Raw genomic sequence first — 13,646 nt, 5'->3', positions numbered from 1 at the left:
CGGCCGGCCCCCCCCCCCCCCCCCACCCCCCCCCCCCCCCGGGGGGGGGGGGGGGGGGGGGGGCCCCCCCCCCCCCCCCCCCCCCCCCCCCCGCCTCCGTCTTTCGGCCCAGGCCCGCCCCCCTTACCCGGGTTCGCCGCGCACCTGCTGTTAGCCTGCTCTTGCAAATAGATTGCAACTACTGCTGTTGAGCAGCTTGGAGGCTGGGCGTACATGGCGACCTACACACTTCCTGAACTCCCCTACGACTACTCGGCGCTGGCGCCCGTCATCAGCCCCGAGATCATCGAGCTGCACCACGACAAGCACCACGCGGCCTACGTGAAGGGCGCCAACGACACCCTGGAGCAGCTCGCCGAGGCCCGCGACAAGGACCAGTGGGGCTCGATCAACGGCCTGGAGAAAAACCTGGCCTTCCACCTCTCCGGCCACATCCTGCACAGCATCTACTGGCACAACATGACCGGCGACGGCGGCGGCGAGCCCCTGGACAAGGACGGCGTGGGCGAGCTGGCCGACGCCATCGCGGAGAGCTTCGGCTCCTTCGACAAGTTCAAGGCCCAGCTGACCAAGGCCTCGGCCACGACCCAGGGCTCCGGCTGGGGCGTCCTCGCGTACGAGCCGGTCACCGGCCGCCTCATCGTCGAGCAGATCTACGACCACCAGGGCAACGTCGGCCAGGGCTCGGTCCCGATCCTGGTCTTCGACGCCTGGGAGCACGCCTTCTACCTCCAGTACAAGAACCAGAAGGTCGACTTCATCGAGGCCATGTGGCGCGTCGTCAACTGGCAGGACGTCGCACGCCGCTACACCGCCGCCAAGGAGCGCGCGAACAACCTGCTCCTGGCGCCGTAGGCGCCGGAGGCGCCTTGCGGCGCCGGTAAAACGTCCTGCCTCGTGATCGTCTTCTCACCGCTCACCCGGGCAGGCGGAAAAAGGAACCGCCCCCGCGAGGACGTGACTCGCGGGGGCGGTTCTGTACATGCGGCGCGGGGCTCACTCGAAGCTGGGCGCCGCCGTCCTGGTGCGCTTGATTTCGTAGAAGCCCGGGATGGACGCGACCATCAGGGTGCCGTCCCAGAGCTTGGCGGCCTCCTCGCCCTTCGGGTGCGGGGTGACGACCGGGCCGAAGAAGGCGATCTGGTCGCCGTCCGCGCCGGGGACCGCGATGACCGGCGTGCCGACCTCCTGGCCGACCAGGTCGATGCCCTCCTTGTGCGAGGCGCGCAGCCGCTCGTCGTGCGCGTCGGTGTCGGCGGCGTCCGCCAGTTCGGCCGGCAGGTCCGCTTCCTCCAGCGCCGCGAGGATCGTCTCGCGGTTCCGCGGCAGGCCCTGGTTGTGGAAGCGGGTACCGAGCGCGGTGTAGAGCCGGGCGAGTACCTCGCTGCCGTACTTCTCCTCGGCCGCGATGCAGACCCGCACCGGGGCCCACGCCTCGGTCCGCATCATCTCCTGGTACTTCTCGGGCAGGTCGTCGAGCTTGTCCTCGTTCAGCACCGCGAGGCTCATCACGTGCCAGCGGACCTCCACCGGCCGGACCTTCTCCACCTCCAGCATCCAGCGGGAGGTCAGCCAGGCCCACGGGCACAGCGGATCGAACCAGAAGTCTGCGGGGGTCTTACCGGTGTCGGACACGAGAGTCTCCTCTACGAGCGGGTCGGTAGCCGGTTCAACCGCGGCGTGCCGTGCCATGATTCCCAGTGTTCGATATTCGAGACACAGACGAGGGAGTCGCGTCGTGCCCGGTGAAAACCTGTCCCGAGACGAGGCCCGCGAACGGGCCCGGTTGCTGACCGTCGACGGGTACGAAGTGGCGCTGGACCTGCGGTCCGCCGTGGAGCAGGGTGACGCCTCCCGGACGTTCCGCTCCCGCACGACCCTCCGCTTCCGCTGCGCGGAACCGGGCGCCGGCACCTTCGCCGACCTCATCGCCCCCGAGGTCGACCGGGTGACGCTGAACGGCCGTGAGCTGGACCCCGCCGCCGTCTTCGACGGCGCGCGGATCGCCCTGCCCGACCTGGCGGCGGAGAACGTCCTCGTCGTGGACGCGCGCTGCGCCTACAGCCGCACCGGCGAGGGCCTGCACCGCTTCGTCGACCCCGAGGACGGCGAGGTCTACCTCTACACGCAGTACGAGCCGGCCGACGCCCGCCGGGTCTTCGCGAACTTCGAACAGCCCGATCTGAAGGCCCCGTTCACCTTCGAGGTGACCGCGCCCGAGGGCTGGGTGGTGCTCAGCAACGGCGTCGAGGAGGGGCCCGGCGACGGCACCGTGCACCGATTCGCCCGTACGCAGCCCATCTCCACGTACATCACGGCCGTGGTCGCGGGCCCGTACCACTACGTCTCCGACACCTACCGGCGTACGTTCGAGGACGGCACCGAGCTGGAGGTCCCGCTCGGCGCGCTCTGCCGCAAGGGGCTGGCCCGGCACTTCGACGCCGACGACGTCTTCACCGTCACCAAGCAGGGTCTGGACTTCTTCCACGACCACTTCGACTACCCGTACCCCTTCGGCAAGTACGACCAGGCATTCGTCCCCGAGTACAACATCGGCGCCATGGAGAACCCCGGCTGCGTCACCTTCCGCGAGGAGTTCATCTTCCGCGGCAAGGTCACCCAGGCGTCGTACGAGCGGCGGGCCAACGTCATCCTGCACGAGATGGCACACATGTGGTTCGGCGACCTGGTCACCATGGAGTGGTGGGACGACCTGTGGCTGAAGGAGTCCTTCGCGGACTTCATGGGCGCGCTGTCGCTGGCGGAGGCCACCCGCTTCAAGAACGGCTGGATCACCTTCGCCAACGGCCGCAAGGCCTGGGCGTACCGCGCCGACCAGCTGCCCTCCACCCACCCGATCACCGCCGACATCCGGGACCTGGAGGACGCCAAGCTCAACTTCGACGGGATCACCTACGCCAAGGGCGCGTCCGTCCTGAAGCAGCTGGTGGCGTACGTGGGCAGGGACGCCTTCCTGGACGGCGCGCGGCGCTACTTCAAGCGTCACGCGTACGGCAACACCACCCTGGCCGACCTGCTGGCCGCGCTGGAGGAGACCTCGGGCCGCGACCTGGCCGCCTGGTCCCGCTCCTGGCTGCAGACGGCCGGCGTCAACGCGCTCACTCCGCAGGTCACCTACGACGCGCAGGACCGCATCACGGAGCTGTCCGTCCTCCAGGAGGCCACGCCGGCCCGGCCCGAGCTGCGGCCGCACCGGGTCGCGGTCGGCCTGTACCGCCGTGCCGATGCGGGCGGCGCGCTGGTCCGGTACGCCCGCGCCGAGCTGGACGTCTCCGGGCAGCGCACGGTCGTCGAGGAGCTGGCGGGGGCCGAGCGCCCCGACCTGATCCTGGTGAACGACGAGGACCTGACGTACTGCAAGATCCGCTTCGACGAGCGGTCGCTGGCGACCCTGCGCGGCCACCTCGGCGAGATCACCGACCCGATGGCGCGCGCCCTGTGCTGGTCGGCGCTGTGGGGGCTGACCCGCGACGGGCTGATGCCGGCCCGCGACTACCTCGACATCGTGCTGCGGTTCGCCGGGCGGGAGTCCGACATCGGCGTACTGCAGACCCTGCACGCGCAGGCCCGTACCGCGCTGCACCACTACGCGGCCCCCGAGTGGCGGCAGGCCGGCGCGCAGCTGCTGGCCCAGGGCGCGCTGCGCGAGCTGCGGCTCGCCGAGCCCGGCAGCGGCCACCAGCTGACCTGGGCCCGCTTCTTCGCCTCCGTCGCCTCCACCGAGTCCGACCTCCAGCTGCTGAAGGGCCTGCTGGAAGGCACCGCGAAGATCGACGGCCTGGAGGTCGACCAGGAGCTGCGCTGGGCGTTCCTGGAGCCGCTGGCCGCGCACGGCACCGCCGACGAGCGGCGCATCGACGCCGAACTGGCCCGGGACGACACCGCTTCGGGCAAGCGGCACCAGGTCCGCTGCCTGGCGGCCCGGCCGTCCGCCGACGTCAAGGCCCGCGCCTGGGCGGACGTGGTGGAGTCCGACGTGCTCTCCAACGCCCTGGTGGAGGCCACGATTTCGGGCTTCGACCAGCCCGGCCAGCGTGCCCTGCTCGCGCCGTACGCGCCGCGGTACTTCGACGCCGTGCAGAAGGTGTGGCAGGAGCGGTCGATCGAGATCGGAATGGCCGTGGTCCGGGGCCTCTTCCCGGCGCTGCAGAGCAGCGCGGAGACGCTGGACGCGGCCGACGCCTGGCTCATCGCGCACCCGGAGGCCGCCCCCGCGCTGCGCCGCCTGGTGTCGGAGTCGCGCGACGATCTCGCGCGGGCGCTGCGGGCACAGGCTTGTGACGCAAAGGTCGGCGCGAGGCCGTAACCCTCGGTAGGACCAGCACTTATCGGCCGTCGAACGCTCGTACTTTAGGACGCGGTTGTACGTAAACGTCGACGGATCGGTAACAGCGGTTAGGCGGCGGCTCGGGCGAGGGAAAGGGCGGTGACATGAACCACAACACCCCGCTCTCTCCCCGCCCGTTGCACCACCTCTCCGATGTACGGCACCGCGTCCTGACCGCACGGCAGTTGCGCGAGCACGGCATCGCACCGTCCGACCTCGCCGAGCGGTGCCGGCCCGGCGGCCCCTGGCAGCAGATCCTGCCGGGGGTGCACCTGCTCCACCCGGGCCCGCCCACCAGTGAGGAGCGGCTGCACGCCGTCCTGCTGTACGCGGCCCGGCGCACCCCGGCGGCGTCCGCGGGGCCGGACGGGGAGCCCGCCGTACCGCCGCAGGGCGGCGCCGACCGGCACGAGCCCGAGGCGATGATCACCGGGCTGGCGGCGCTGGCCCTGCACCGCTTCTCCTCCGCTCCCCCGCTGCTGTCCCTGGACCGCATCGAGGTGCTGGTGCCGCGCTCGCGGCGGCTGCGCTCTGCGGGCTTCGCGCGGATCGTCCGGGCCCAGACGCCGCCGCCCGCGGTCGAGGTCACGGGCGTGCCGGTGGCCCCGGTCCCCAGAGCGCTGGCCGACGCGGTGGCCCGGCTGACCGGCCCGCAGACCGCCCGTTCGGGGTTCGGGGAGAGCGAGATGACCGCGCTGGAGGCGGTCGGCGGGCCGACGGCCATCCGCCGGCTGCTGAGCGAGGCGGTGCGCGGCGGGCACTGCGATCCGACCGCGGTGGTGCGGGAGCTGAGCCGGGCCCGGCTGCTGGGCAAGCCGCAGGTGATGGACGCGGTGGACGGCCTGCTGGCGGAGGGCAGGGCGCTCGCCGAGGGGATGCTGTACGCGCTGGTGCGGGACCACCGGCTGCCGGACCCGGTGTGGAACGTGGATCTGCGGCTGCCGGGCGGCCCGTACCTCGGCGGGGTGGACGCCTTCTGGCCGGTGCAGGCGGTGGCGCTGACGATCGACGCGCGGTCCCCGAAGTACGCCGACCGAACGCTGTGGCCGGAGCACACGCGCACCCGTGAGCGGCTGGAGCGGCTGGGCATCACGGTCGTGCAGGTGACGCCGAAGAAGCTGCGGGAGGCCCCCGAGCAGCAGGCGATGGTGGTGCGGACCGCCCTCATGGCGGCGGTCGACCGGGAGCCGAGCGCGTACGTGGCGGTGCTGCCGAAGTAGGGCCGGCAGGGAGCGGGCGGGAGGGGCGGGTCCGGTGCCGGACCCGCCCCCGCGCGTTCCGGGCCGGAGCGCCGGTCAGCCGCGCTTGAGGAGGAGTTCGGTGTTGCGGTCCCCCGGCTGCCCGGCGAGGTCGTTGCGGGCCTCCGGCGCGTTGAGGGAGAGCTCCCGGTAGAGGGCGGCGAGGCCGGTCTGCGAGAGGTCGTGGAAGTCCGTGCGGTGCGGCGCCGCCGACTCCACGAGGGTGGTGAAGAGCGAGACCGTCCCGTCGTGGTTGTCCACCACCTCGATCACCCGCGCGAGCTGCGGGAAGTCGATGTGGGACGCGGTGGAGACCTCCCAGAAGCCGTCGTGCGCGGTGATGTCGTTCTTGTGGCTGTGGCCGTTGATCCAGGCCAGCACGTTGCGGTGGCCGGAGAGCAGCCGGACCAGTTCGTCGCCGCCGTGCCGCCCCTCGTCCGGGCGGGCCGGGTCGGGACGGGTGTTGTCCATGGTCTTGCTGGTGTGATGGCTGAAGATCAGGACGTAGGAATCCTTGTGCTCCTTCAGCTGCCGCTCCAGCCAGCGCAGCTGCCCGGTGCCGACCGAGCCGGTGTAGTGACCGCCGGGGTCGGTGGTGTCCAGGCTGATGCCGATCACGTCGTCGGACACCTGGAAGCTGTAGTACAGCTGATCGTCGTGGACGTTGGCCTCGGTGAAGCCGTGGCCGTGCGGGCCCTTGCCGGTGTAGGCGGGGTCGAGGTGGGCCTGTACGTACTCGGCGCGGGTGAAGGGCGCCCGTCGCGGGTCGGGCGTCACCTGCCGGGTGTGCCGGCGGTTCGCCTTCATCAGGGCCTTGAAGTCGGCGCCCGTGGGGTCCAGGCCCTTCTTCACCGCCGTCCAGACCCGCTCCGCCTCGTCCGCCGGCAGCGTCTCCAGCTTCCGGCCGCCGGTCGCGATCTCCGTCCAGTACGAGTCGCCGGGGGCGTAGCAGCCGCCGGGCAGCTGGTCGTGGTTGCCGACGGTGGTGTACCAGGGGATGTCCAGGCCCGGGCTGTGCACGGTGCGGATCGCGGCGTCCAGGAAGCCGGGCAGCCGCGGGAATCCGAGCTGCTTGTCGGCGTCGCGCAGGTCGCTGTCCGGCTGCCAGTACAGCTTCAGGTCGCTGTCCTGGACGCCTTCGTAGTGCCGCGGGTCGCCGGTGTTGGGGATGATGCGGCCGCCGCTCATCGCGGCGAGGAACCAGTCCAGTTCGATCTTGGAGTTGTTGTCGGTGTTGTCGCCGGTGGTCATGGCGAACGCGAGCGGCGAGCCGGTGGCGGGGCCGCCCTTGAGCGCGTTGACCCGCTCGATGAGCGAGACCAGCCCGGCCACCGACAGCGCCTCCTGCGGCCGCCAGGCGCTCGCGGTCTGCGCGCGCAGGTACTCGTAGCGCAGCGGGCTCTGCACGTCGACCAGGTGCAGGTCGGTGAACTGGACGAAGGAAGCGAGCGTGGTCCGCCGCTCGGCGCGGCCGGAGCGGGCCGACGCGAGTTCGGTACGGACGACGCGGGACCAGGCGGGGCCGTCGCCGAGGCGGCGGTAGCCGGTGGTGCCGCGCGGGGTGGCGACGGAGTCGAGGGTGGTGCCGCGGCGGAACGGCACGGGCGGCACGGCGGGCGCGGCGACCGGCTGCGGCGCGAAGGGCGGGGGTCCGGCCTGGGCCGGCACGGCGGTGGCCGTGCGGCCGGTCAGTCCGAGGGTGAGTCCGGCCCCGGCGGCGGCGCCGGCCACTCCGGTGGCGGCGAGGAAGGTACGGCGGTCGAGAGTGGCGGCGGACCGTGTGCGGGACATGCGCGAACTCCCCGAGTGCGGACGCGGTGGTGTCGGGGCGGGCCGGCCGCCCCTCACCAGGGATGTTTCGCACCGGGGGTGGACTGCGCGTGAACATGACCACAACGGCGGCCGCCGATCTCCGCACAGGGATCACGGCCGGGCGGGGGCGTGGTCGGCGCGCAACGGACCGCTCGCGGGCCCGGTGGTCGCGCGTCACGTGGTGTTCACCTCATGGGGTACCGGACCGCGCACGGGGGAAGTGGGGTGTGCGCCGCCTCACCGGTACGCCGGGGCGCGCGTCACCACCAGTACGCCGGGTACTTCCGGGAGCCCGGGCGGTGCAGGCAGACGCCGACGCCGGAGAGGATCACGGTGGCCGCGGCCAGCAGGGCGAGGAAGGGCAGCGGGTCGGGCCCCTGGAAGCCGACGATCACGGACGTGGCCACGGCGGGCGAGTGCGGCGTACGGGCCAGGGACGTCGCCCCGAAGGCCAGCGCGCCGGCCACGACCGCGGTCCAGACGCCGGGCCCCGCGACGGCCACCGCCAGGAAGCCGACGCCGGCCGCGAGCAGATGGCCGCCGATGACGCTCCGCGGCTGGGCGAGCGGCAGCGCCGGGGCGCCGGCTATCAGGGCGGCGCTGGCCGCGAGCGGCGGGATGAGCACCGGGTGTTCGATAACGGCGCCGGTCCCGGCCAGCAGGAGCAGCGCGAGGCCGATCGCGGCGGTCGCGGCCAGCAGGACGAGCGGCCGGGGGCGCGGCGGGGCGGCGGAGCGCAGGGTCCGCCCGGTACGGGCGGGGCGTACGGCGTCGGGGGCGGTGGCCTCCGGGGCAGCGGTCTCCGGGGCGTCTGCGAGAGGAGCGGGGGCGGTCACAACAGCCTTTCTGCGGGCGTGGACGCCCCGTTCGGTACCGGTACGTACGGTTTCTTGTGCCGGCACCTCGTCGTGACCTACGCACTGTCTTCGACTGCGAGATTATGGGAGGTCAGCAGCGACTCAGCAGTTACTTGCCCCTGTGGCAAAGTCCGTGCCCCGCTCCCACTCCGTGAAACGGATTGGACAAGGCGACGGGTGTCACACGCATGATGGACAAACTTCTGAGCAGGGTTTCCTTTCGGAAATCGTCGCCAGTTCCCTAGAAGGAGTGCCATGAGGATCGGAATCGTCGGAGCCACCGGCCAGGTCGGCGGTGTGATGCGAGGGATCCTCGCCGAGCGGAACTTCCCCGTGGAGCAGCTGCGCCTGTTCGCCTCGGCCCGTTCCGCCGGCCGTACGCTCCCGTGGCAGGACACCGAGATCACCATCGAGGACGCGGCGACGGCCGACTACTCGGGCCTGGACATCGTCCTCTTCTCCGCCGGCGGCTCGACCTCCAAGGAGCTGGCGCCGAAGGTCGCGGCGGCCGGCCCGGTCGTGATCGACAATTCCTCCGCCTGGCGGCGTGACCCCGAGGTGCCCCTCGTGGTCTCCGAGGTGAACCCGCACGCGATCGCGGACCGCCCCAAGGGCATCATCGCCAACCCGAACTGCACCACGATGGCCGCCATGCCCGTGCTGCGCCCGCTGCACGCCGAGGCGGGGCTGACCGCCCTGGTCGTCGCCACCTACCAGGCGGTCTCCGGCTCCGGCCTGGCCGGCGTGGCCGAGCTGGACCAGCAGGCCCGCAAGGCGATCGAGCAGGACGCGACGAAGCTCACGCACGACGGTGCCGCGGTGGAGTTCCCGGAGCCGGACAAGTACGTCCGCCCGATCGCGTTCAACGTGCTGCCGATGGCCGGCTCGATCGTCGACGACGGCCTGAACGAGACCGACGAGGAGCAGAAGCTCCGCCACGAGAGCCGCAAGATCCTGGAGATCCCCGAGCTGAAGGTCTCCGGCACCTGCGTGCGGGTCCCGGTCTTCTCCGGCCACTCCCTCCAGGTCAACGCGCGCTTCGAGCGCCCGATCAGCCCCGAGCGGGCGACCGAGCTGCTGGGCGGGGCGCCGGGCGTGGCCCTCTCCGACGTGCCCACCCCGCTGGAGGCCGCCGGCCAGGACCCGTCCTTCGTCGGCCGCATCCGCCAGGACGAGACGGTCGACAACGGCCTGTCCCTCTTCCTCTCCAACGACAACCTCCGCAAGGGCGCGGCGCTCAACGCCGTCCAGATCGCGGAGCTGGTCGCGGCCGAACTCAAGGGCTGATCCCCTCCGGCACCCCCGCGGGGCCCGTACGGACAGGCGTCCGTACGGGCCCCGCGCCCTCTTCCCCCCGCGCTACGGCCTGCGCACCTCGAAGTGCAGGCAGCCGTACTCCACCGCCCGTACGTGCACCAGGGCGGTGCCCGGATCGGCGAAGGCCTCGTCCAGCGCGGCGTCCAGGGCCGCGTCGGCGTCCTCGGGCAGCTCCAGCAGCCGCCCGCCGGCGATGTGCCCGGCCGCCGTGTACCGCCGCAGGACGCGCAGCGCGCCGGTACGGGTGAACGGGTAGCCGGCGGTGTCCGGGGCCGGCCCGCCGCACTCCTCGGCGTGCACGAACACCGGTCCCTGCTCGTCGTACGCCCCCGGCTCGACCCCCGTCTCCGCGGCCCACCGCCGCAGCGGCGCGTACGCCACGAGCGCGACCCGCTCCCCGGCCCGGACGGGCCGCAGACAGCAGCGCAGCGGGGAGCCCACGGAGCCCAGCGGGTCATCGCCCCCGCCGGCGGTGTACGCGAGCACCGGCTGCCCGGCGTCGTCGGCCGTACGCAGTTCCTTCAGTGCGGTGGCGTCGATGGGGCGCGCGGAGTAAGTGGCCATGCGTCCAGCCTGACCACTCGCCTCCCCGCCTTCCGGCAGGAATCGGAGGTGACGCTCGCCGCCCCGCTCAGAGCGCCAGATGCCGGCGCAGCGCCGCGTCGATCTCGGCCATGCGCTGCCGGGGGACCCTGCCGAGGTGCTTCAGCAGGCGCTCCGAAGCCAAGGGACGCACCTGTTCGCATTGAGCCTTGGAGTCCCTCGGGAGGCCGCACTCGGCTCCTGGGAGCAGCACTTGGAAGGGGTAGACGCGGGACGTGTTCGAGGTGAGGGGTACGAGGGTGACCACGCCCCGGCCCGTCCGCGCCACCGTCGCGTTGGCCCCGTCGTTGGAGACGATCACCGCCGGACGCGCTTTATGGGCCGCGCTGCCACGCGCCGGTTCATAATCGGCCAAGTAGACGTCACCGCGCTTCATTACTCAGCCCGTCTGCCGAGAACCGGTCCCAGAGCGCGGCGTCTTCGCCGGCGTCCCACTCGGCGAATGCCGCCTCGTAGTCGGCCTCCGACTCGGCAGCGCGCAACTGCTCGATGGCAGCGTGTATCACCGCGGACCGGGACTCGGCTTCGACCCTCGCGGCGTACTCGTCGAGGAAAGCGACGTCCTCCTGCGGCAAGCTCACACTGATCTTCACGCTCTCAATGCTACCCGGGTAGGAACGCTCATACCACTCTTCATACCACTCGCCGCCGAAGGGGTGCGGCGTGGAAGGATGACGGAAACGTCGCATACGAAGGATCTACACCGAGGAGATGACCGCGTGCCTGGCACGAATCTGACCCGTGAAGAGGCGCAGGAGCGGGCGCGCCTGCTGACCGTGGACGCGTACGAGATCGAGCTGGATCTGAGCGGCGCGCAGGAGGGGGGCGTGTTCCGGTCCGTGACCACGGTGCGCTTCGACGTGGCCGAGGACGGTGCGGATTCGTTCATCGACCTGGTGGCGCCGACCGTGCACGAGGTGGTGCTGAACGGAGCGGCGCTGGACGCCGCCGCGGTCTTCCAGGACTCGCGGATCGCACTGGCGGGGCTGCCGGCCGGAAGCAATGAGCTGAAGGTCGTGGCCGACTGCGCCTACACCAATACCGGTGAGGGTCTGCACCGCTTCGTCGACCCGGTGGACCAGCAGGCCTACCTCTACACCCAGTTCGAGGTGCCGGACGCGCGGCGGGTGTTCGCGTCCTTCGAGCAGCCGGACCTCAAGGCCACCTTCCGCTTCACCGTGAAGGCGCCGGAGGGCTGGACCGTGGTGTCCAACTCCCCGACCCCGGAGCCGGCGGACAACGTGTGGGCGTTCGAGCCCACACCTCGGATCTCCAGCTACATCACGGCCCTGATCGTGGGCCCGTACCACTCCGTGCACAGCAGCTACGAGAAGGACGGGGTGCGGGTGCCGCTGGGCATCTACTGCCGGCCCTCCCTCGCCGAGTACCTGGACGCCGAGGAGATCTTCGCGGTCACCCGGCAGGGCTTCGACTGGTTCCAGGAGAAGTTCGACTACGCGTACCCGTTCGCCAAGTACGACCAGCTCTTCGTGCCGGAGTTCAACGCCGGCGCGATGGAGAACGCCGGCGCGGTGACCATCCGCGACCAGTACGTCTTCCGGTCCAAGGTGACCGACGCGGCCTACGAGGTGCGGGCCGAGACCATCCTGCACGAGCTGGCCCACATGTGGTTCGGCGACCTCGTGACCATGGAGTGGTGGAACGACCTGTGGCTGAACGAGTCGTTCGCCACGTACACCTCGATCGCCTGCCAGGCGTACGCGCCGGGCAGCAAGTGGCCGCACTCCTGGACCACCTTCGCGAACTCCATGAAGACCTGGGCGTACCGGCAGGACCAGCTGCCCTCGACGCACCCGATCATGGCGGAGATCCGCGACCTGGACGACGTGCTCGTCAACTTCGACGGCATCACGTACGCCAAGGGCGCCAGCGTGCTGAAGCAGCTCGTGGCGTACGTCGGCATGGACGAGTTCTTCCGGGGCGTCCAGCAGTACTTCAAGGCGCACGCGTACGGGAACACCCGGCTCTCGGACCTGCTCGGCGCGCTGGAGGAGACCTCCGGACGCGACCTGAAGACCTGGTCGAAGAAGTGGCTGCAGACGGCCGGCATCAACGTCCTCCGCCCGGAGATCGAGACGGACGCGGCGGGCAACGTCACCTCCCTCGCCATCCTGCAGGAGGCGCCCGCGCTGCCCGAGGGCGCGACCGGCGAGCCCGTGCTGCGCCCGCACCGCATCGCCGTCGGCTGCTACGACCTCAAGGACGGCCGGCTGGTCCGCTCCGACCGGATCGAGCTGGACGTGGACGGCGAGCGCACCGAGGTGCCGTTCCCCGCGAACACCCCGCGCCCGGCCGTCATCCTGCTCAACGAGGACGACCTCTCCTACGCCAAGGTGCGCCTGGACGAGGAGTCCCTGAAGACCGTCACCGCGCACCTCGGGGACTTCTCCGAGTCGCTGCCGCGCGCGCTGTGCTGGGCCTCGGCCTGGGACATGACCCGCGACGGCGAGCTGGCCACCCGCGACTACCTGGAGCTGGTCCTCGCCAACATCGGCAAGGAGTCCGACATCGGCGTGGTCCAGTCCCTCCAGCGGCAGGTGAAGCTGGCGCTGGAGCTGTACGCGGCGCCGGAGTGGCGCGAGACCGGCCTCGCGAACTGGACCGACGCCTGCCTCAAGCAGCTGCGGGCCGCCGAGTCCGGCAGCGACCACCAGCTCGCGTGGGCCCGTGCGTTCGCCGCCACGGCCCGTACGGACGCGCAGCTGGACCTGCTCCAGAACCTGCTGGACGGCACGGAGGAGATCACCGGCCTCGCCGTCGACACCGAATTGCGCTGGGCGCTGCTCCAGCGGCTGGCCGCCACCGGCCGCGCGGACGAGAAGGCCATCGCGGCGGAGCTGGAGCGGGACCGGACCTCGGCGGGCGAGCGGTACGCCGCGACGGCCCGCGCGGCCCGCCCGACGGCGGAGGCCAAGGCCGAGGCGTGGGCGTCGGTCGTGGAGACGGACAAGCTGCCGAACGCCGTGCAGGAGGCCGTCATCGGCGGCTTCGTCCAGACCGACCAGCGCGAGCTGCTGGCCCCGTACGCCGGGAAGTACTTCGACGCGCTGAAGAGCGTGTGGGAGGCGCGCAGCCACGAGATGGCGCAGCAGATCGCCGTGGGCCTCTACCCCGCGCTCCAGGTCGCGCCGGAAACCCTGGAGGCCACGGACGCCTGGCTGGCCGCGGCCGAGCCGAGCGCCGCGCTGCGCCGCCTGGTGACGGAGAACCGGGCGGGCGTGGAACGCGCGCTGAAGGCGCAAGCGGCAGACGCGGCTGCCGCCTGACGGCGGCGCGGAGCCGACGTACGTGGGTGCCCCGCTCCTCCGCGCCCGGCTCCCCTGCGCTGTGGCTGAGCGCGCAGTTGCCCGCGCCCCTCAAGGGGCGCGGGCAACTGCGCGAGCAACCGAGACGGCGGGACGGTCGCGGAGAAACGGATGGCGCCCCGGCGTCGGCGTGGTGGTACCGCCC

The 13,646-nt window shown here is 71.8% G+C and carries 11 protein-coding genes; 5 read left to right on the top strand and 6 right to left on the bottom strand.

All coding sequences use genetic code 11. The features are described from left to right. Positions 1 to 213 precede the first annotated feature (213 nt). The gene (locus tag ACIGQF_RS19290; RefSeq protein ID WP_399711504.1) at positions 214 to 855 is read left to right on the top strand and encodes a superoxide dismutase; all 642 of its coding nucleotides are present in this window, start codon (positions 214 to 216) and stop codon (positions 853 to 855) included. Between the two features lie 141 nt (positions 856 to 996). On the opposite strand, the gene ACIGQF_RS19285 is transcribed toward ACIGQF_RS19290, so the two are convergent. After that, positions 997 to 1,635 (bottom strand): DsbA family protein, encoded by a 639-nt coding sequence (locus ACIGQF_RS19285; protein ID WP_399711502.1) that lies wholly within the window; start codon positions 1,633 to 1,635, stop codon positions 997 to 999. Between the two features lie 103 nt (positions 1,636 to 1,738). On the opposite strand from ACIGQF_RS19285, the gene pepN (ACIGQF_RS19280) reads away from it, so the two are divergent. Continuing rightward, positions 1,739 to 4,327 carry an aminopeptidase N gene (gene pepN / locus ACIGQF_RS19280; RefSeq protein ID WP_399711500.1) on the top strand — a complete coding sequence of 863 codons (2,589 nt, stop codon included), beginning with the start codon at positions 1,739 to 1,741 and terminating at the stop codon, positions 4,325 to 4,327. Between the two features lie 125 nt (positions 4,328 to 4,452). Continuing rightward, positions 4,453 to 5,568, top strand: coding sequence for a hypothetical protein (locus tag ACIGQF_RS19275; RefSeq protein ID WP_399711498.1), 1,116 nt, complete (start codon positions 4,453 to 4,455; stop codon positions 5,566 to 5,568). Positions 5,569 to 5,643: 75 nt separating this feature from the next. Here the strand turns inward: ACIGQF_RS19275 and ACIGQF_RS19270 are convergent, their stop codons facing one another. Both ACIGQF_RS19270 and ACIGQF_RS19265 read right to left on the bottom strand, forming a co-directional pair. Continuing rightward, positions 5,644 to 7,377 (bottom strand): TIGR03767 family metallophosphoesterase, encoded by a 1,734-nt coding sequence (locus ACIGQF_RS19270; protein WP_399711496.1) that lies wholly within the window; start codon positions 7,375 to 7,377, stop codon positions 5,644 to 5,646. A 281-nt stretch (positions 7,378 to 7,658) separates the two neighbouring features. After that, positions 7,659 to 8,234, bottom strand: coding sequence for an HPP family protein (locus ACIGQF_RS19265; protein ID WP_399711494.1), 576 nt, complete (start codon positions 8,232 to 8,234; stop codon positions 7,659 to 7,661). Positions 8,235 to 8,510: 276 nt separating this feature from the next. On the opposite strand from ACIGQF_RS19265, the gene ACIGQF_RS19260 reads away from it, so the two are divergent. Further along, complete coding sequence (locus tag ACIGQF_RS19260) at positions 8,511 to 9,542, top strand: aspartate-semialdehyde dehydrogenase (RefSeq protein ID WP_399711492.1); 1,032 nt, start codon at positions 8,511 to 8,513, stop codon at positions 9,540 to 9,542. 72 nt (positions 9,543 to 9,614) lie between these two features. On the opposite strand, the gene ACIGQF_RS19255 is transcribed toward ACIGQF_RS19260, so the two are convergent. The 3 genes from ACIGQF_RS19255 to ACIGQF_RS19245 form a co-directional block, all read right to left on the bottom strand. After that, the gene (locus ACIGQF_RS19255) at positions 9,615 to 10,136 is read right to left on the bottom strand and encodes a DUF1203 domain-containing protein (RefSeq protein WP_399711490.1); all 522 of its coding nucleotides are present in this window, start codon (positions 10,134 to 10,136) and stop codon (positions 9,615 to 9,617) included. A gap of 67 nt (positions 10,137 to 10,203) precedes the next feature. Further along, the gene (locus tag ACIGQF_RS19250; protein ID WP_399711488.1) at positions 10,204 to 10,551 is read right to left on the bottom strand and encodes a type II toxin-antitoxin system PemK/MazF family toxin; all 348 of its coding nucleotides are present in this window, start codon (positions 10,549 to 10,551) and stop codon (positions 10,204 to 10,206) included. Then, positions 10,538 to 10,768 carry a type II toxin-antitoxin system ParD family antitoxin gene (locus tag ACIGQF_RS19245; RefSeq protein ID WP_399711486.1) on the bottom strand — a complete coding sequence of 77 codons (231 nt, stop codon included), beginning with the start codon at positions 10,766 to 10,768 and terminating at the stop codon, positions 10,538 to 10,540. The genes ACIGQF_RS19250 and ACIGQF_RS19245 overlap by 14 nt, the downstream gene beginning before the upstream one ends. Positions 10,769 to 10,894: 126 nt before the next feature. On the opposite strand from ACIGQF_RS19245, the gene pepN (ACIGQF_RS19240) reads away from it, so the two are divergent. After that, entirely contained in the window at positions 10,895 to 13,462 is a 2,568-nt protein-coding gene (gene pepN / locus ACIGQF_RS19240; protein ID WP_399711484.1) for an aminopeptidase N, read from the top strand. Positions 13,463 to 13,646: the final 184 nt, after the last annotated feature.

Origin of the sequence: Streptomyces sp. NPDC053560 (genome assembly GCF_044544605.1) — a bacterium.
Classification (GTDB): Bacteria; Actinomycetota; Actinomycetes; order Streptomycetales; family Streptomycetaceae; genus Streptomyces.
Note: the sequence above shows the minus strand (reverse complement) of the source record. Positions and strands in the feature narration are given on the sequence as shown.